Annotated in this window: 13 protein-coding genes; 3 read left to right on the plus strand and 10 right to left on the minus strand. The window is 57.3% G+C overall.

Features of this window, described 5'->3' with window-relative positions:
* Positions 1–863 precede the first annotated feature (863 nt).
* Complete coding sequence (locus J3U88_RS14370; protein ID WP_207859558.1) at positions 864–1,268, minus strand: hypothetical protein; 405 nt, start codon at positions 1,266–1,268, stop codon at positions 864–866.
* A gap of 133 nt (positions 1,269–1,401) precedes the next feature.
* Between J3U88_RS14370 and J3U88_RS14375 the strand changes: the two genes are divergently transcribed.
* Entirely contained in the window at positions 1,402–2,049 is a 648-nt protein-coding gene (locus J3U88_RS14375; RefSeq protein ID WP_207859559.1) for a winged helix-turn-helix transcriptional regulator, read from the plus strand.
* A gap of 22 nt (positions 2,050–2,071) precedes the next feature.
* Here J3U88_RS14375 and J3U88_RS14380 read toward each other — a convergent pair whose 3' ends face one another.
* The 8 genes from J3U88_RS14380 to J3U88_RS14415 form a co-directional block, all read right to left on the minus strand.
* Entirely contained in the window at positions 2,072–3,100 is a 1,029-nt protein-coding gene (locus J3U88_RS14380) for a glycosyltransferase (protein ID WP_207859560.1), read from the minus strand.
* 5 nt (positions 3,101–3,105) lie between these two features.
* A complete protein-coding gene (locus J3U88_RS14385; protein WP_207859561.1) occupies positions 3,106–3,591 on the minus strand; it encodes a DUF2147 domain-containing protein in 486 nt (161 codons plus the stop codon).
* Between the two features lie 298 nt (positions 3,592–3,889).
* A complete protein-coding gene (locus tag J3U88_RS14390) occupies positions 3,890–5,200 on the minus strand; it encodes an OmpP1/FadL family transporter (protein WP_207859562.1) in 1,311 nt (436 codons plus the stop codon).
* Between the two features lie 751 nt (positions 5,201–5,951).
* Positions 5,952–7,934 carry an ATP-dependent zinc metalloprotease FtsH gene (ftsH, locus tag J3U88_RS14395; RefSeq protein WP_279382536.1) on the minus strand — a complete coding sequence of 661 codons (1,983 nt, stop codon included), beginning with the start codon at positions 7,932–7,934 and terminating at the stop codon, positions 5,952–5,954.
* Between the two features lie 175 nt (positions 7,935–8,109).
* A complete protein-coding gene (tilS, locus tag J3U88_RS14400) occupies positions 8,110–9,462 on the minus strand; it encodes a tRNA lysidine(34) synthetase TilS (protein ID WP_207859563.1) in 1,353 nt (450 codons plus the stop codon).
* Between the two features lie 8 nt (positions 9,463–9,470).
* On the minus strand, positions 9,471–10,115 hold the full coding sequence (locus J3U88_RS14405; RefSeq protein WP_207859564.1) for a sigma-70 family RNA polymerase sigma factor: 645 nt from the start codon (positions 10,113–10,115) through the stop codon (positions 9,471–9,473).
* Between the two features lie 150 nt (positions 10,116–10,265).
* Positions 10,266–11,393, minus strand: coding sequence for a hypothetical protein (locus J3U88_RS14410; protein ID WP_207859565.1), 1,128 nt, complete (start codon positions 11,391–11,393; stop codon positions 10,266–10,268).
* A gap of 494 nt (positions 11,394–11,887) precedes the next feature.
* Positions 11,888–13,243, minus strand: a complete 1,356-nt coding sequence (locus J3U88_RS14415) for an OmpP1/FadL family transporter (RefSeq protein ID WP_207859566.1) — start codon at positions 13,241–13,243, stop codon at positions 11,888–11,890.
* An 822-nt stretch (positions 13,244–14,065) separates the two neighbouring features.
* Here J3U88_RS14415 and J3U88_RS14420 point away from each other — a divergent pair.
* Positions 14,066–14,986 (plus strand): cobalamin-binding protein, encoded by a 921-nt coding sequence (locus J3U88_RS14420; RefSeq protein WP_207859567.1) that lies wholly within the window; start codon positions 14,066–14,068, stop codon positions 14,984–14,986.
* Between the two features lie 19 nt (positions 14,987–15,005).
* A complete protein-coding gene (locus J3U88_RS14425) occupies positions 15,006–17,300 on the plus strand; it encodes a TolB family protein (RefSeq protein ID WP_207859568.1) in 2,295 nt (764 codons plus the stop codon).
* Here the strand turns inward: J3U88_RS14425 and selA are convergent.
* Positions 17,297–18,655 (minus strand): L-seryl-tRNA(Sec) selenium transferase, encoded by a 1,359-nt coding sequence (gene selA, locus J3U88_RS14430; RefSeq protein ID WP_207859569.1) that lies wholly within the window; start codon positions 18,653–18,655, stop codon positions 17,297–17,299. The two genes, J3U88_RS14425 and selA, sit on opposite strands and share 4 nt — an antisense overlap.
* Positions 18,656–18,747 lie beyond the last annotated feature (92 nt).

Here is an 18,747-nt window from a genome sequence, read left to right on the forward strand (position 1 = left end):
TTAAGGCCGATTGACCGGCCTTAATTCGATCCATGTGCTGAATTGACTGTGCCCTCCGAGGGCCCACGCCCACCATTGGGTTGAACCATCATCCTGTCCACGACCTGATTTGATCGGGGCCTTCTCCCGGCCCATCCCACCGTCAGGCCTGGCCCTGATCCGGTCCATGACCTGGTTTGATGGTGCCTTCCTCGCACCCATCTCCTCCCCTCTGGCCGGACCTTGATCCGGCGTGCCACTTCAGCACACGCCTCGGCGTGTGCGTGCCACTTCAGCATACGCCGAGGCGTGTGCGTGCCACTTCAGCATACGCCGAGGCGTGTGCGTGCACCGAAGCGGAAAACCGCTCCAAAAAATGCCCGAACAAAACGCGGATAACACCCAGCATCCGTTTCGTTTTGCAGACACGGCACCGTACGTTTGAACGATTGGTTCATCAGGTACTTTCGCCTCATTTCTCGTGGCAAACCCAGTAAACAGAGCGAAACGCCCCCTTTCACCAGATCCCCGCCCAAACAGCAGAAGCCAAAACCCAAAAAAAAACGGCCCCTGTGAAGGGGCCGAGAGGAGAGAAAAATGCTTCTGACAAGTTGTCGTTCTTGATGGGCAAAGTATAAGCGATAAGGTCTTTTTCCGAAGTAAACATAGCGTAAAAGTAGTATTTTTGACTCTTTTCACACCTCATTACACATCAGATAACCGTCATATTTCTAGGAAATCTCACCGACCAAACCCGCAGGTTACAAGCGATCCTCCCCATCTCTTTCAACGACCCCACTGTCGACCCAACGCTTAAATCGAAATCAACATGCTCTAAACCAGCAACTTACAAAGAATCAAACAACCCACGTCTTTCCCACCGCTCACGCGGTCTGACGACGGAATGCGCGCCACAAACCCCATGCCTGAAGCGTGGCCAAAGCCTCCACCACCACGCCAACAGCCAAAACAGCAAAGCGACCCTCACGGCTAAGGGTCCCCGGGAAGGCAACCAACAAGACGACACTGGCAAGCACCCACACCACATCCAACACCGTAAAGTAAACCAACTCGGCCACAATCGGCTTACGACGCTTTAAGGCAATCAGGATGTGCCCGGCAAAAAACAGCAGTGAGCCACCGATCACGGCCGGAATCGCCGCGTGTTGTAAACCCAGCCATACGGCGGCTTGGGGTGCCAACACCAACAGCGTGGCACCGGTTAAAAGAGAAAACAGCGCGTTCGCAAAGAACGGCGCGCCTGGCATTGAAGAAAAAGACAGGTTCATGGGGACCACCTCGAGGAGTAAAAATCGACCGGATAACCAAGTCGCTATATATTTTTTAAGTTCTTAAGATATTAAAGTCAAGTTTCTGGCCTCTTTTTTTAAATTGATCTACAATCAGGCCCGGAGGTGTTTCATGTCGCGAAAACGCGGTTACCACCAACGTTGCTCCCTCGCCCGAGCACTCGACGTCATCGGCGAACGCTGGACGATGCTCTTGATCCGCAACCTACTCGCCGGACCCCGACGCTATAAGGACCTCGCCGCCGACCTGCCCGCCATGGGCACCAACCTCTTGGCTTCCCGCCTCAAACATCTCGAGGCACACGGCTTGGTCGAACAAGCCCTGCTACCCCCACCCCTTTCCGTCAAAGCCTACCGATTAACCGAAGACGGCCTAGCCTTGGCCCCCGCGCTCGCCGCATTAGCCCATTGGGGCATGCGTCTGCCGCCCGGCGAGTCCGACGCGGCCTGGTCACCCCAGTGGAACGCCCTTGCTTTCCGCGCGCGTTTTCGCCCTGAAACCTGCCTGGATCGCGATGAAAAATACGGCTTCGTGATCGGCGACTACCACCACACGGTTCACGTCCATCACGGCCAAATGACCTATCTCGAAACCTTGCGCGAGGATGCCGCCTTTGTCCTTTCCGCCGCGGCGGCCAACTTCCAAGCGGTTTTTGCCGACGGAACCCTCCCCCTCGAAACCGCCTTGGAACGGGGCGTCTTGACGCTAAGCGGTGATCGCGCGGCCTTTGTCCGTTGTCTGGCTACTTTTGCCCCGTAACATCCCAACCACGCAAAACGCGCTAAGCAGCAAGGAGGTAATCACGACCCGCTCGAAACCCCTTTTCCTCTAAAAACGCGGCGATTTGTTCGCGAGCGCCGCGGCTCCCCACGTAGGCCAACACAAAACAACGAGCGGGTTCCGGTATCGCAGCAGGAGCGACCACGGGTTTTTCATCAATGGTCTGTCCGATTTTCTTGGGGTTAATATCGATATAAGATGCGATGGTTAGCCCGTTTTCTTCCAACATCTTGGCACGTTTGCGCGTGGTGCGTCCGGCACCCCACACCCAAATCGGGCGCGGCTTATTCTTCAAGTGGCGGCTCAAGAAACGCTGCAGGTACAGTGCTTTCGCGCGGTAAAAAGCAAGATCGGTATAACGTTCGTGGACCCGGGTTAACCGATCCTCCCGTTCTCGCCAAGAAACCAACACCTCTGGGAGTTTCGACATCTTCACGCCGGCGTCCAACCAGCGCAACCAAAGTTCATAATCCTCGGGGAACGCACCGTCTCGGTAGCCGCCAAAACGCGCCACGCAGTCGCGGCGGAACATCACGCTGGGGTGAACCAAGGGCGATTCTACAAAACGGTTCAACCAAATCATCTCGGGTTCGCAGAGCTCATTAGACCAATCGACGTACAAGGCAAAACCGCGGTTGCGTTCGGCATCCCCGTCATAAGCCACCCGCGCCGCTACCAAGCCAATCTCGGGATGCGCCTGGAGGAAACGCGCCTGCCTGGCCAGTCGATCCGGGGCGCATTGGTCATCCGCATCCATTCGCGCGATCCAATCCGCCCGAACATGGGTTAACCCAAGATTAAGCGCGGCGACGATGCCGCCGTGGGGTGCATGGAACACGCGAAAGCGAGGATCCTCCCGCGCGATTTGGTCTAAATAAGCGGCTGTTCCGTCCTCGGAGCCGTCATTGACCACCACACACTCAAAGGCACAATCACGCTGCGCCTGGACCGCGGCCACGGCTTCGGGTAGGTAGGGCATGCCGTTGTAGACCGGCATCAGGACCGAAACGGCCGGACGGGTTTCAGACACGGGTGTTATTCGACCGCGTACTGGGCGTCACTGGGCTCCCTGGTCCAAGTCGTGGTGCGACCCAAGGCGGGAATACCGATGTAACCGCGCACCTGTAAATGACCCTCTTCGGAGATTTTCATTTTGCACTTATAGGTTTTGCCACTTTCGGGATCGTAGATGCGGCCGCTAACCCAACTGCCCTCATCGAAAACGAAACCGGTCATAATCTCCAAACCGACAATGGAGCGGGACCGCAACGCCTTCTTGGGATTCTCGCGATCCACCTTGGGTTTCCCCGCCATTTGGTCGTGTTCATCGTAAAGCGGATCTTTCAGCCAGGTGATTTTGCCGCAGAATTTGCCTTCGCAGGCATAGATTTCAATGCGGGAATCATCTTTTTCGGTGAACCAGGTACCCAGCACCGCGTCGCTTTGGGTAACGGTGCTGTCCGCCGCCGAAAGCAAGCTTCCGCCAATCAGATAAAAAGCAATCATTAACCACTGTTTCATGAAAACGTTCTCCTCATGCTGAGCAAGGCCGGGCGGGCACCGCATCGCGCAACCCGCCGGCAAGGCTAGCCCGCATTTCTCACAAGGAATTCTACCACGGGGCAACCCATGCGATTACAAGGGGGCGGCCTTCCGCGGGGCGGCCATCCGCGGGGCGGCCATCCGCCTTACTCGGTCGAGCCGCCTTCGCCTCAGCTGCTACGCCGATAGGTCGGACCCCTGTGCCGTTTCTCCGTCGCAATCTTCGTACTCACAAGGCTTTCAGCTTCTCGCCACGAATCCTTGTGAGAACCGCAGGCTAAAACTGACGGCCGATGGAGAAGGCGGTCAAAATGGCGCCACCATTGCGAACGGTGGACGGCAACACCCCGTCGGCCAACTGCTGGTCCGGCAAGTCGCGATCTTTAATGGTTAGGTAGTTGACCGCCAGGGAAATCGTCCATTCGCCGGTGTTAAAGGTGGTTCCCAAATTAATCAGGGTACGGTCGTTGGTGGGCAAGCGGTAATCGATGGTTTCCTCACGCAACGGGGAATCATCGTACACAAAACCGGTTTGCACCCAAATGGCGTCGGTTACGCGGAACTCGGCGCCGATGTTGTACTTCCAACTGTCTTGCCAATTCTCGGGAGACACGGTTTCGGTAACCCCCACGCCCAGGCCGGGAATGATAATAATGGGACGATCAAATTCCAAACGAATCTCGTCAAAGGACTCCCAACCGGTATAGACGGCGCCAAAGGTCAAGCTCCAGGCCTCGGAAGGCTTGTAGGAAGCCCCGAAAAAAGCCATGGCGGGCAAATCGAGTTCGGCGGTCCCGGGCGAATCGAGGAACAAGGTATCGGGCAAACCCGCCGGTTTTTTGAATTTGACGGCACCGTTATCAACCTCTTGTTTGACCTCGCTGTAGTAAGACACACCGAACGACCACTGTTGGTTCATGCGGTAAAACAGACCAAAGTTGAAGCCGTAACCCAAGGCGTCGCCGGTCACCCGTTGGTTGACATCGTAGGTGGTGGTTTCGGGGTTGTTGCGTTCATCGATCCCCAGCAAGGGGCTCGCGTCGACGGTACCTTCAAGAAGCACATCGAGGTACATGATGCGCACCCCGGCCGCCAGTGAGATCTGATCATTGACCTTCCAGGCGATGTTGGGGTTGAACTCGATGGTTTCAATGTTGGCGTCAATACTGTTGTAACGCCCGGCAAAGTCGTCTTCGAACTCGGAACCCAAGCCAAAACGAGAGAAAACCCCGATACCCAACCAGAGGTTGTCGTCAATCGGGCGCGAATAGTAAACATGCGGCGGAATAAAAAAATCGTCCTGGGGTTCCGCGGTAGTCACGCGGCCGGTATAGGTATTGGTCAGACTCAGATCGGCGCTGGGGGTGATCAGGGTCATACCGGCCATAAAGTGGGTCCCTTCCAAATTGGTAATCCCGGCCGGGTTGTAAAAAATTGCGGAAGCGTCATCTCCCGCGGCGGGCAAACCGCCTTGCGCATTGCCGCGCGCGCTACCTTGGTACAGGGCAAACCCGGCGCCAAAAACCGGCAGGCAGCCGGCGAGCAAGAAACAGAAAAGTGGTGCGCGCCAAGAACGATAGACGCTCATTCAAGCCTCCAAAAATCCATCAAAAAGCCTTGTCACGAATGGGTCGCGGCAACAGGTCTGACCTGTGTTTCAACTTAAAGTCCTGTCGATACCGTTTACTCGGTTTCCGGTTCAGCACCCGTCTCATGGTTAGGAAGAATAGGCCGGCGGGAAAATTCACATGTGCTCGGTCATCGCCTCTGCCAATCCCACTACCGAAACACGGGTTCTCGAAGCTGTATGTCCAGATCCGAAACACTCGCCCAAAGCAGGAAAAATTGTGACCATTAAAGCACCTGCCCCCAAAAAAGCCTAGCCCGAAATGAAGGAGCGCCCATTTTCGTGGCGGGGATGGGTTTCCATGGATGATCATGGCTTGATCTTCGTTTAAATCTCAGGATTTCAGGGTTAACACGGGATGCGGCTTTTCTTTCCCGCCCTGTTCGCCCCCTTCCCGACACGGATGGGGCCATTGCTTCGAATCGGCAGCCCGAAGAAAGGCAGGCTCGCGGGCTTTCCCCTATTACCCGAAACGGATCACTTCAAGGCGCAACCAAGCTTGACCGAACACCCGCGGCTCAATGGCCAACCCATCCATCCAAGGCGCAACGCGGCGTGGTCAACCGCAACGCCGACCGCCCATCCTCAAACCATCCGATTATCCTGAGAAATAACAAAAACCAAGCCTACCCCAACCGGGACAAACCCAGCCCCCATCCGCCAACCATCCAGAAATTAATAAAGGCCCGCACGAGGCGGGCCTTCAGTTTAACTAGGTTTGGGCAAGCGGTGGCGGGTCGGGTAAAACGCCCAGCCCCGGCTTGGGTTTTGGATCACTGCCCCCCTCGGAAATGTGGGGTTTGGCTTGTGGATCGTGTTTGGGATTGGTGAGGGTCACCGGCTGACGCGCTAAAAGCTGCTCAACCTGCCAATCATTGAGGGTTTCGATGTCGAGTAACTTCTCGGCCATGGTTTCCACAATGTCGCGGTTGTCGGTGAGAATTTTGCGCGCCCGCGCATCGGCCTCATCAATCAACCGTTTGACTTCGGCGTCAATAATTTGCGCGGTTTTCTCGGAAGTGGCTTGCGCCCGGTTGTAATCGCGACCCAGGAACGGCTGGTTGTTGCCTTCCCGCAAACAGATCGGTCCGATGGCTTTGCTCATCCCCAAGTCACAAATCATTTGCTTGGTGATGTTGGTGGCAACCTCAATATCGTTGCTGGCACCGGAGGTGGTCTGATTGAGGAACAGTTCCTCGGCAATGCGACCCCCCATCAGGATGGCAAGCCGGTTTTCCAGGTAGGTGGCGGTATAGGAACGTCGATCATCCAAAGGCAATTGGATGGTGACTCCCAAGGCGCGGCCCCGTGGAATGATGGTGACCTTGTGAACCGGATCGGCTTCGCCGATGAGGGCGGCAACAACCGCGTGACCGGATTCGTGAATGGCGGTGTTGCGTTTTTCTTCCTCAGAGAGGATCATGCTGCGCCGCTCGGCACCCATCATAATTTTGTCTTTGGCGTCCTCTAGGTCGGCGCGAAAGACCATTTTCTTACCCTTACGGGCCGCCAACAACGCGGCTTCATTGACCATGTTGGCCAAGTCGGCACCGGAGAATCCGGGCGCACCACGTGCGATGGAAGGCAGATCGACATCCTGGGACAGTGGCACCCGTGCGGTGTGCACCTTAAGAATGGCCTCGCGACCTTTGACGTCGGGCAGATCAACGACCACACGGCGGTCGAAACGGCCGGGACGCAACAAAGCGGGATCGAGCACGTCGGGTCGGTTGGTGGCGGCCACCAAAATGACGCCGTCGTTGCTTTCAAAGCCGTCCATTTCAACGAGTAATTGGTTTAAGGTTTGCTCGCGTTCGTCGTGACCACCGCCCATGCCGGCACCACGGTGGCGGCCAACGGCGTCGATTTCGTCGATGAAGATAATGCAGGGCGCGTTTTTCTTGCCTTGTTCGAACAAGTCGCGAACCCGCGAGGCACCGACCCCGACGAACATTTCAACAAAGTCCGAGCCGGAAATGGAGAAGAAGGGCACATTGGCTTCGCCCGCGGTGGCACGCGCCAACAAGGTTTTCCCGGTTCCCGGGGGGCCCATCAGCAAAACACCCTTGGGGATTTTGCCGCCCAACCGTTGAAACTTCTGCGGCTCTTTCAGGAATTCGATAATTTCTTGCAGTTCTTCCTTGGCTTCATCACAGCCCGCTACATCAATATAGGTGATCTTTTTCTGACTACCGGTCAGCAGCTTGGCTTTGCTTTTGCCAAACATCATGGCTTTGTTTCCACCGGCCTGCATCTGGCGGATGAAGAAAAACCACAGAACCAAAAAGAACACAAAAGGAAGAATCCAGGTAAGCACACCGATCAGTGCATCGCTTGCGGTGCTGTTTTCAAAAGTCACTTCGCTGTTGACGTGTTTTAAGGCCCAATCAACAAAGCCGTCGTAAAGCATGTACGAGGCCGATATTCGCGTGATGTTGCGACCATCGTCGGTTTTAGGTAAAGGTTTCGTTTGCTTCTCTTCGCCGGTCCCTGTCCAGCCTTCTTGAAGAACCGCTTCAACCCGGGTCTGGGAAATCTTCAGCGACTTGATCATGTTGCTCTCACCAAAGGTGACAACTTCGCTGAAGCTAACCTCTTCCACACTACCGCCGGCGTTTCTCTGATAAAAGAAGATCGCCCCTATCGCGGTGGGCACCAGTAACCAAAGAGTGATGGTCTTGAGTGTGTTGCTCAAAAGCACGCCCTCCAAATAAATCCGTTCAAATATTGCATTCTAGCCGAAAGCCCGGGATAAAGCTACATTCGTCAATTTTTTGCATTTATCCCGATTGCTCGAAACGACTTGTTGCGGGCGGTCCGTCCAACCCGCGCATCACCGCTCGATCCAGATCCGATGGATCAAAGGGTTGTCACTTACGGGTTTCGATATGAACCGATTGCGGATGTTGCGCCAGGAAGTCGACGAAATGAACCTCGGCGCCGGTTTGTTTGCAGGCCAGGTTGGGTAGGAGACCGCGGAGTCGACGCGGGAACCGTTCGGTGCGGTACCACTCACGGATACGCGGGCCGAGCCCATCGGGAAGTGAAACAAACAAACCCTCACATTCATGCCAGGTCGCGACCGATTGAGGTGAAGGCGTTTTCGGAAAACGTTTCACCGCCTGGCCGCGGAGTATGGCCATTGTACGGCGTGCATGGGCGTTTTGTTTATCCCGCGTGCCGATTCCCTCGCCGGACGGCCGTGAGAAACGCCAGCGCCAGGGCCCCCAGTCAAACCATTCATCCCAATGACAAAACCGGGGTGCCGTGGGCAACGCGGGCCACCAGGTCAATCCGTCGCGGTCACAATAAACCACGCCGCCCTCATGCTGAAAGCTGCCGGTTTCCGCTGCCTGGAACCAAGCAATCAGTTGTTCGTGATGGGCGTTAATCGGTGGTGGGCAGGGCAAACGCGCCCACCATTGCGCCAGGACAAATTCTTGCAGGTAATCAGGGGTTTCTTGCCACCAACCCCGCCGCAAGAGCGGACACGGGATCCCCGCCTCGATCCAAAAACGATCCAACCAATCGCGCGCGGCGGCGTTTAGTTGGTCCTGAAGTTGGGTAAAAGAGGCGGCCCAACGCGACCAACGGATCCAGGGCGCTTCATGGGCGCCGGCAAGGCGCGGCACCACTTCTTGACGCAGATAGTTGCGCTGAAAACGGGGATCGTAGTTGCTCGAGTCCTGGACGTGGGGAACAGCGGCGACGGCGGCGTGGGCGAGGATGGTCGCCCGGGTGACATCCAGGAGCGGCCGCAAGCGGCGATTGCGGTGGGGCGCCATGGCCAAGGGCGAGGCGACACGAGCCCCGCGGCACAAGGCCAAAAGCATGGTTTCCATCTGGTCACCGGCGTGGTGGGCCAAAAGCGCAAATTCACCGGGTTGCAACGCCCCGGCCAAGCGCGCGCGCCGGAAAGCGGCGGCCCGAAACTCAAAGTTGGCGCCGTCCCCGGCCTCAAAAACAGCCTCCACCAAGGGAACCTCGCGTTCAGCACAGCTTGCTCGGACCAGATCACGCGCGACCCTGGCGAAACGGCCGGTGCGGTGGTCGCAGTGAAAAGCCCGCACGGGTGCACCATGGATATGGCGCAACCGCAGCACAACATCGAGAAGCACCATGGAATCAACGCCCCCGGACACGGCCACCACCAAACCGGCGGCACCCTGGTAAGGCGGCGCGGCAAAACGCTGCACCAAAAATTGCAGCAGCGGGCTTTTCATGAGAAACCTTAGGTTTCGGTTTCGTTAGCTTTCTTTTGCGAGCTGGGCGGCTCGGCGCGACTGTCGTCAATGTGCTTGAGTTCGTTAAACAGCCAAGCCTTGGCAATGGTCCACTCGCGTTTGGCGGTCCGCAACGAAATGCCAATCATGTCGGCGGCTTCCTGAATGGTGAGCCCGGCAAAGAAGCGCAGTTCCACAATGCGGCATTTGCGGGGATCGATTTCGGCAAATTTGGTGAGTGCCTGGTCAAGTGCAATCACATCCACCACTTTCTTGCTGCTTTTGTCGCCAATCTCGCCAAACACTTCCAACGAAAGGGTGGTTTTGCCGTGGCCGCGTTTCTGAGCGCGGGTTTTGCGGGCGTGGTCGACCAAAATCTGGCGCATGCGGCGGGCGGCAACCCCGAAGAAGTGAGCACGGTCGTGTAAGTTAATGTTGGTTTCGCCGGTGAACCGCAGATAAAGTTCGCTCACCAAGGCGGTGGGCTGCAAGGTATGCGACTTGCGCTCGTCGAGAAAACGGATCCGCGCCAACCGGTGGAGTTCGTCGAAAACGATGGGCATCAATTGTTCGAGGGCTTCTTTACTACCATCGCTCCACTCGCGGATGAGGCGGGTCACCTCGGATGACGGGGGCGGTAATGGTTCGTTCATGGACGGGTCCTCCTGGGGAACTTAACACCGGCAGCGATCCCTCACGCGCGGCAACGTCCGGGACAGCCCCCAAAAGAAGGGTCGGCCCCGGAAACCGGCTCCATTATCCTGCGCTAACTCAACCGCTGTCAAATGTTTGCTGACAGCCCGTCACGATGCTTCGCTCGGCTTGGGCGGTGGTGCTTTGGGTACAAAAACAAGTGCGGTCACGGCACCGGCGGCCACCAGCAGCAACGCAACAAAAAATGCGGGCTGCAGTTGGTTGAAGGTGCCCTCGGTGAGGACCGTGACAAAGGTGTTCATCACGGGCGCGCCACCAAAAACAAAAGGCATCACGAAAATGGGTTTGCCGCCGTTGTTAAAAGCCATAATGATGCCCATGGCGCCCACGGCCCCCGCGGCACCGGCTCCCAGCGACCAAAACACCCCGGTTCCGGTCCAGGTGCCGCCCTCTTTCCAGAAACCCAAAATCAGAATCGGCATCACCACGGCGATGATGAAATAGGCCATCCCGACGCACATGAAGGGCCGCAAACGACTGCCCTCCATCATGGCCTGTCCCTTGTGGAGGGTCGGTCCGTAGGAGCCCCAACACAGGGCGGTCATGCCGATGGACGCGATAATCAACAGCAACTCGCGAATCGAAAGCGGTTTTTTGCGGGTGTACCATTTGTAGGCGGTTGCCAGCTCGGGGTTCGACTGCAGTTCCTCAAGAGACGCTGCTTCCCAGGTCTGGGTCGCGGTCCCCCCGTCGCGGCTCTCGGTGAGGGAAACGGTGATCGCGCCGGCGGCGGTTTCGTTGATCACCACGTTTTTGGCGCTCGGCTTGAAATAAAGGACGCCGGCCGCGCCGAGGGCAACCATCAAAAGCCCGGCAAAAAACAAGGCGCCGGCTTTGTCGTACGTCTTGCTTAAGTACATGGTCACAAAAGTGTTGACAACCGGAGCCAAACCAAAAACCAGCGGCATCACAAACACGGGACTACCGCGAAATTTAAAGGCCAAAATAATGCCGAGCGCTCCTAGGGCGCCGACGGCCCCGGCAAAGAGCGACCACCAAACGCCACGCGCGGTGAAACGCCCGGTTTCATTGCGAACTTTGAGAATGAGGGCCGGCACACATACGGCAATCAGAAAATAAGCCACGCCCACGCAGATGAAGGGTTTGAGGCTCGCGCCCAGCATCCCGGCTTGGCCGGCATGCATCAAGGGTCCGTAGTTGCCCCAGGAAATAATTGTCATAAAAATAAACATCAATACCAGAGACAAGCCCTGCATAGGTACTCCTCGTCGCATTTTGGTGTTGCAGCAGACGCGCGCGGGCCGAACCACCGAGGAAGGCGACCCGCCGCCCTTACCCAACAGGATCTCGCCGGAAAAGGGAAACCCCAATGAGCGGTGCGGGCTGGAAAACATAGAACTTAGGCGCGTGTTCCACTCTATCACTGAACGAGGAAAATGGAATGGGGGTTTTCCTTTTGGTTGCGGGTCGGGTTTCTGATTCGCTTAGCTTGGGATTCGTTTCGTTACAAGGATTTTGGGATTTTTAGGATGCGGCCCCGCCGCTTCACCCCTCCCGCCCAAGGTCCCATCCCCAAATCCTAAGAAATGCATCCGACCCTTCCGTTGCAAAACCAGGCCCAAACCAAACAACCCAACCCCATCCTCAATAGAAAAAGCCGGCCCCCGTGAGGAAGCCGGCTGGATGGTTGAGTCTAAGTTATGAGCGCATGCCCATGGTCACTTCAGGTAGGACATGGAACGAGCGGATCTTAGAAGATGTAGTTCACCGCAACACTCAAGATGTTACCGGACAAGTCGTACGTACCGCGCAATTGGTCGGTGGTGCCCGGCAGGTCGACGGGACCGTCGTCCGCGATGATGTGGGAAACCGCGAGGTCAATTTCGTAGTGGCCCATTTTGTAGGTGAAACCACCGGCCAACCAAGTACGGTCGGAGTCGGGGATCCGTGGGGTACGGTTGCGTGCGGCGGGAATCGGAGATTCTTCCTCGGCAACACCGAAACGCCAGGTCATGGTTTCGCTCGCTTCGTAATCGAAGCCCAAGGAGAAACGCATGGCGTCTTCCCACTCGAGCTCAACAACAGAATCAACGCGCAAGGTTTCGCTGTAAACAACACGCAATTCTGGGAAAACACTCCAGTCGGCCCACTGAACGTCGAGGTTCATGCCGAGCTTGCCGAAGTCGTGGTGGTAACCTGCGAAAATGATGGTTGGCAAGGTGATGTCAACGTAACCGTCGGAGCTGGCGAACAGGGGACGGCCGTTGGCGTCGTTGAACTGTTGGAACAGGGCTTCGTAACCGGCGGGAATTTCAATTTCCGCACGGCCGACAACGGAACCTTCACCCTCGTGACGGTAGCCAATCCCGAAACGAGAATTTTCAAACTCAAACAACATACCGGCGTTGAAGCTGAAGATTTTGTCCTCACCTTCGATGGTCACGGACCCGTCGTTGCTTTGCGGTGCCAAACCGATGGCGGCGGCTTGTTCGGGACCCAAAACGCTGGTGCCGATGGTGCCGAAGTCAATCGCGGATGAAATCAGCGTATCGGGCAAGTAGTAGTAATTCAAACCGAAACCCAAGGAGACGGTGTCGTTAACCTTGTAGCCGAGGGTCAAGTTGGGGTTGATGGCGCCCAATTCGGAATCAACACCGTGGTAACGGCCGATCCAGCCCTCTTCGTATTTAACAGCAAGACCGAAAGGCGCGTTCAGTGAACCACCCAAAACGAGCTTGTCGTTAATGCGGTAAACGGCGTAACCGTTGGGAATGACGGCGGTATCGGTTGGGTTACCACCGGCATCACCGCTGAGGGGAATCACCCCGGCGACGGTACTGCCCTCATCTTGGAATTCAGCATCGAGGAAAATGCCCTGCAGACCAAAGCTGATACGGTTTTTGTCATGGCGGGTCAGCGCGGCGGGGTTGTAAAAAATGGCGCTACCGTCGCCAAGACCCGTGGCTACGCCCGCGTGGGCCAGGGACAAGCCGCGAACAGATTGTTCAGAAACTTGATAACCGCCGGCGATGAGGGGAAGCGATAAGCAGATTGAAAAGAAGCCCAACACGACAACTTGCAGTGGGCTGAAGCGATTACTCCACATAATCCATGTCTCCTTAATTGACATACACGCCGGGCTCAGCCGGCTATAACGAAAGGGTGAGACACGGGTTGGCAGGACCGTGGGACAGAGTGGACTTGAAGTACAAGGAATTCATGATGGATTGGGAACCCCCCCAAACCTCTTTCGGAAACAGTTAAGACCCCGAATACGAAATCCGGCCTTCGACGCCGTCGACCTGTCGTGGTTCGATGCGATGGAAACCCGTGAATGGCTGTCAACGATCAGAAATGAATGAAGCAGGAAGCTCAGATCGAATTATTTCTTCATCAACCCGATACCAACGAAAGGTCGTTGGAATCAAGGCGTCGCACGAAGGAATTAAAATGGGATGCATTGACAGACGGCCCCATGGTAACACCATAAAATTTGCCTGGGAAAGGTTTTTATGGCGAATCCAATGCTTTTTTGAGCGCTCGTTCAGAATTTGCCCCCGCCGATTCGCGAAGCTTCCCCGCAAGACATGTTCCCGCGAATCGTCGGATTGGCACAAAGGTGATAAGACCGCATCCTTTCGTCAAACGCTTGAACACCAAGCGCTTGATTCACCACGCGGCGCGGCAAGCCGCGATGGGTTTGCTGCCTACTGTGAATTTCTCGCCGATTTCAACACAAATTTCGTCTCGGTCGGCCACGCCTTTAGGCAGAAATCACAGCTCGTGATATTCTAAGCGGGCACCACTTTTACACTGATTTACCGATTCACGCACACCGGACAATGGGGTCGCCCGTACTGGACAAGTCGTCCAAGCGCCCCGGATCCGGTTTGTCACTCTGTCCCGGTTTTGCAGCAGGAGCCGCTTCATGAGAAAACCCCGCATTGTATCTCTTCTGCCCGCCACCACCGAAATCGTCTGTGCCCTGCGACTGGAAAAGCGATTGGTGGGCCGATCTCACGAATGCGATTACCCCGGCTCTATTACCAACCGGCCCATCTGCAGCCGCGCCCGGCTGGACGACCGCAAGCCCCCCGAAACCATCCACGCCGAGGTGGCGCGCAGCATCGAACAAGCGCTTTCGATTTTTTCAATCGATCTGGAGACCCTGCAACGCTGTCGACCCACCCACATCCTTACCCAAGATCTGTGCTCGGTATGCGCGGTCCCCATGGACGTGGTCAACCAGGCCCTCAACGAACTGAACAGCCGCCAGGTGACCGTGGTCAGCGTTCACCCCGGCAACCTGGAGCAGGTCATGGCCTCGATCCATGCGATCGGCGCCGCCCTGGAGGTGCCCTTCCGCGCCGAAGATTTGGTCGCCCGCATGCAGGCGCGATTTAACGCGGTTTACGCGCGCAGCCACGAACTTAAAACCATCCCCAAGGTGGCCTGTCTGGAATGGACGGATCCCTTGATCGCGGCGGGTCACTGGACCCCCGAATTGGTCGCCATGGCGGGCGGCTACCCCTTGCTCGGCACCGTCGGAAAAAACGCGCCCACCATTACCATGGATGATTTGGCGCAAGCAGACCCGGACGTGCTGATCATCATGCCTTGCGGGTTCAGCATCCAACGCGCGTGTGAGGAAGCGGCCAAACTGGCGAAAAACCCGGCATGGACAAACCTGAAAGCGGTCCGAACGGGCCGCGTATATGCGGTTGACGGAAACACCTATTTCAATCGACCGGGACCGCGACTGGCCGACTCCCTGGAGATCATGGCCGAAATCCTCCATCCCGAGGACTTTCAATTTGGATTTAGCAAAAAGGCCTGGCAAAAACTATAAAACCCGAAGGAGCCTTGATATGAAACGATCTCTTGCCTTGCTGGGAGCCATCCTGGCGGCAACGCTGTGTGTGGCGCAACCCCCTGGTTTATCCCTGGCGGTGCAACATCCCGAGACGGCGCTTCCGATAGGCGATGAAACGCCGTTGTTTTCCACGCTCCCGAATATCGCACCGGTGATGGCCAACTCGGTCGGCTCGCAGTTTTTCTTGGATCAACCCCAACCCGCGGGCGGCTACTTCTCCATCGCCATGGACGACTTTATCATTCCCACCGGCGAGCGCTGGCGTATCGACCGCCTGGAAGTTCGCGGCAACTATCAATTCGCCGAGGGTATTACCGCGCGTTCGGTGAACGTCTTTTTCGTGCGCGCCAACGCGGGCGGCACCCAACCGGCCACCACCGATATCTTTAACGCCAACGATCCCAACGTGATTTTCGTGGGCACCTCCATGGGTTTTAACGAGTTGGGCTTTGGGGACTTTTCCGTGCCGCTGCCCGCGCCGATCACCCTCCAAGAGGGCACCTACTTTGTGGGCATTCACGCCATTTCCCTGGCGCAAAATATTTGGTTGTGGACAGAAAGTAGCAGCGAGGTGGATAGCGGCGTTCCCGTCGGTGCACCCAGTGTTTGGATGGAGAACCTCGAAATTTTCGGTCCGCCCATTTGCGTCAACAATTGGGGCGCACGCATCGCGACCTGCGGCGCCACCGACGTCGGCGATACCACACCACCCGAACCCGACATGGCCTTTGCGCTTTACGGCGAGGGCGGCATGATCGGGCTCGACATTGATGCACCGCCGGCACTGGCGACCAGCGAGTCCGGCAACCAAGACGCAATTCGGATGCGTTTGAGCGGGGTTCCCACCGCACCGGTTGAGGTCCGCTTCACCAGCCTCACCCCGAACGAAGCCTTACTTTCGACGGCAGGGGGCGCGCCGGCCGCGACCCAAACCCTGACCTTTTCGGAAAGCAACTGGGACAGCTACCAAACCATCAATGTCCTGGGTCAGGACGACAATTTCGTCGATCCAGGGGGTGCGTTCTTGATTGTTACCAACGTAACCAGCAACGATACGGCCTATGCAGCGCTTGAGGCGGTAGAGTTTGCCGGCGTGAATCTGGATGACCGCTGCGATGTGTACCGCCACGACGACGCGGTGGGCAGCAACGCGGCGGCGGCAAGTAAGTCCGCCAACGGCAACTGGATCGCCTACCAATCCAACGCCAACCCACACGGAACCAACGGCGACTTTAACCAAGAGATTTTCCTCTACAACAGCCTCACCGGGCTCATCCAACAAATAACCCAAACCACCCAATCGGTGAACGCGGACCCGTTCATGCGTGGCGACGGACGACAAATTCTGTTCACCTCCAACGCCAACTTGACCGGCGGCAACAGCGCGGTCCGCAACGAGGTCTTTGTTTACGACATCCTTGCCCAGTCCTTCAGCCAACTCACCACTTCAACCACGGCCAACGGGAGCCGCGGCACCGCCATCAGCGACGACGGCGACCGCATCGCCTTAATCAGCGACAGCGATTTCGCGGGCGACAATAGCGAAGGCACTCCCCAAGCCTTTGTGCTGGACCGTGGGCAACAGAATTTCACCCAAATTAGCCAAACGACCAACCAGCCAGTATTCGAAAGCACCTATGAACTGGTGATGAGCGCGGACGGGAATCGCTTGGCCTACACACGCGGCGCTGCTGCACCGGCGAACCTGTTCATCTGGAACGACGGCGATCTGGAAGGGATGCTGGTGCGAAGCGGCTTACACGAAGGGCTATCACTGAGCCCCTCGGGCCGTCTGTTGGCCTTTATCTCCCACGACAATATCTCCGGGCTCAACCCCCAGGGCAACGCCGAGGCCTTTGTTTACGAACCCGATCAAATCGCGCTTGGGGATCCCGGTTTCAGCGCGGGAACCGCCACGGAATCGGCCGAGGTGTTCTCGGTCACGGTGAACGATGCCGGCCTGCTGGCACTGGTGACGGATGCCGATTACGTCGGCGGCAACAACGACGGCGGCCGAGAACTGGTACTCCACCAACTGGGTAGCACCACCTTTGAACAGTTAACCCAGTTCACCGATAACCAAGCGGTCCAATCCCAAATCAGCGCGGTCAACCTAGGTCGCAACAGCAGCCAGTGCAGCTACGTGTTTAACCTGGACCTCACGCCGCGTATTTACATGACCGGGGTGCGGCCTTCGTTTTTCACCGCGCTGCCAACATGGGTGGTAGACAACATCCGGGTGCTCCAACTGCTGCCCCTGTTGTGTGAGGAGAACCCCAAGGCCCGTTAAACGACCTTGGATTGCGCGGCGATAACCAGCTTGGCGACGGTTTCATCCTGTTCGGGGAAAACCGTCGCCAGGTTAAGCCGCAGCAAACCGCCGCGAATCGAGGCGAGCAAGCCGGGTTCACCTCGACGCAAACAGTCGGCCAATTTTTGTTTGTCCGCCCCATCATAAGCGAGCGCCGTTCCGGGTCGCGCCTGGGCGGGCAAACTACCGCCGCCGATGTAAGTCTCGTCGGGAACCAGGCGCCAGGCGGGACCCAGCAGTGAATTTAACGCGGCGGCACGTCGTTCCAATTGGGCGGGATCCTGATTGGCAAGCCGCGAGGTCGGCGTGGCCAGCCCCCGCTGGACATGCGCCAGTTGATGACACACGATGCTCAGGGTTAATTTATCGGTACGCAACATGCGCATCAGGGTTTGGCGGCGCAGTTGCGCGATCAAATCAGCCCGGCCCAAAACCAACCCAGCCTGAACGCCGCCGAGGAGTTTGTCACAGGAAAAAATGAGCAAATCCGGTTCCGCCGCCAGCGCCGCTTCAATGGAGGGTTCGTCCGCGGCGGGCAAGGCCAGGTGCTCACTGTAACCGCCGCCGAGATCATAGACGACGGGAACCCCGGTTCTGCGACCGAGCGCGGTTAGTTCGTGCAGGGGTACCTCGTGGGTAAATCCCTCGATGCGGTAATTGGAAGGGTGGGCCTTGAACAAACACCCGGTGCGCGGGCCGACGGCCGCTTCAAAATCCGCGATCCGGGTTTTGTTGGTGGTGCCCACCTCGCGCAGGTGGGTGCCGGCTTGGGTCATCACGTCGGGCAAGCGGAAACTGCCGCCGATTTCGATTAATTCCCCTCGCGACACCACGGTTTCGCGGTCGCGCGCCAAAGCACTCAGCGCCAGACACACCGCGGCGGCGGCGTTGTTGACCAGGGTCGCATCTTCCACCGGCCACAGCAAACGGGCCAAGGCGGCGATGTGGCGATCACGATGGCCGCGTTTGGCCGAGGCGGCGTCCAGTTCGAGATCGGTATAACCGGCGACCCGCGCTAAGGCTTGCTGCACCACGGACGCTTGCAAGGGCGCGCGCCCCATGTTGGTGTGCAACATAATGCCGGTCGCATTAATCAGCGGGCGCGGACCGGGTTCCAGCAAGGGCTGTAACAGGCGGCGACACACATCGGGCGACCAAACCGCGCCGGCGTGTTCACGCACGTGTTCGGTCGTAAACCGCGCCAAGCGCAGCAGCAACCGCTCATCACAATCGTGGTCAGGGAAAAATGCACGGATCACCTGTTTGACCCGGTTTATGTTGGGAATCTTCGCCCGCCGATCCATGGTCACCATCCCCATTAAAAGGTGTCCCATCTTAACACCGGGATTGCATAAGCAAGGTCGTGAAGAAGCGGCTCGACGCTTCCCGTCATGGGGAGAACGGGGTATAGTGGAACGGGGTTGAT

It is taken from the genome of Acanthopleuribacter pedis (assembly GCF_017377855.1).
Lineage (GTDB): Bacteria > Acidobacteriota > Holophagae > Acanthopleuribacterales > Acanthopleuribacteraceae > Acanthopleuribacter > Acanthopleuribacter pedis.

Excerpts from the sequence above, each read along its gene's own strand:
- J3U88_RS14370 (WP_207859558.1), bottom strand. The coding sequence starts at position 1,268 with ATGAACCTGTCTTTTTCTTCAATGCCAGGCGCGCCGTTCTTTGCGAAC.
- J3U88_RS14375 (WP_207859559.1), top strand. The coding sequence starts at position 1,402 with ATGTCGCGAAAACGCGGTTACCACCAACGTTGCTCCCTCGCCCGAGCA.
- J3U88_RS14385 (WP_207859561.1), bottom strand. The coding sequence starts at position 3,591 with ATGAAACAGTGGTTAATGATTGCTTTTTATCTGATTGGCGGAAGCTTG.
- J3U88_RS14390 (WP_207859562.1), bottom strand. The coding sequence starts at position 5,200 with ATGAGCGTCTATCGTTCTTGGCGCGCACCACTTTTCTGTTTCTTGCTC.
- tilS (WP_207859563.1), bottom strand. The coding sequence starts at position 9,462 with ATGAAAAGCCCGCTGCTGCAATTTTTGGTGCAGCGTTTTGCCGCGCCG.
- J3U88_RS14405 (WP_207859564.1), bottom strand. The coding sequence starts at position 10,115 with ATGAACGAACCATTACCGCCCCCGTCATCCGAGGTGACCCGCCTCATC.
- J3U88_RS14410 (WP_207859565.1), bottom strand. The coding sequence starts at position 11,393 with ATGCAGGGCTTGTCTCTGGTATTGATGTTTATTTTTATGACAATTATT.
- J3U88_RS14415 (WP_207859566.1), bottom strand. The coding sequence starts at position 13,243 with ATGTGGAGTAATCGCTTCAGCCCACTGCAAGTTGTCGTGTTGGGCTTC.
- J3U88_RS14420 (WP_207859567.1), top strand. The coding sequence starts at position 14,066 with ATGAGAAAACCCCGCATTGTATCTCTTCTGCCCGCCACCACCGAAATC.
- J3U88_RS14425 (WP_207859568.1), top strand. The coding sequence starts at position 15,006 with ATGAAACGATCTCTTGCCTTGCTGGGAGCCATCCTGGCGGCAACGCTG.
- selA (WP_207859569.1), bottom strand. The coding sequence starts at position 18,655 with ATGGGACACCTTTTAATGGGGATGGTGACCATGGATCGGCGGGCGAAG.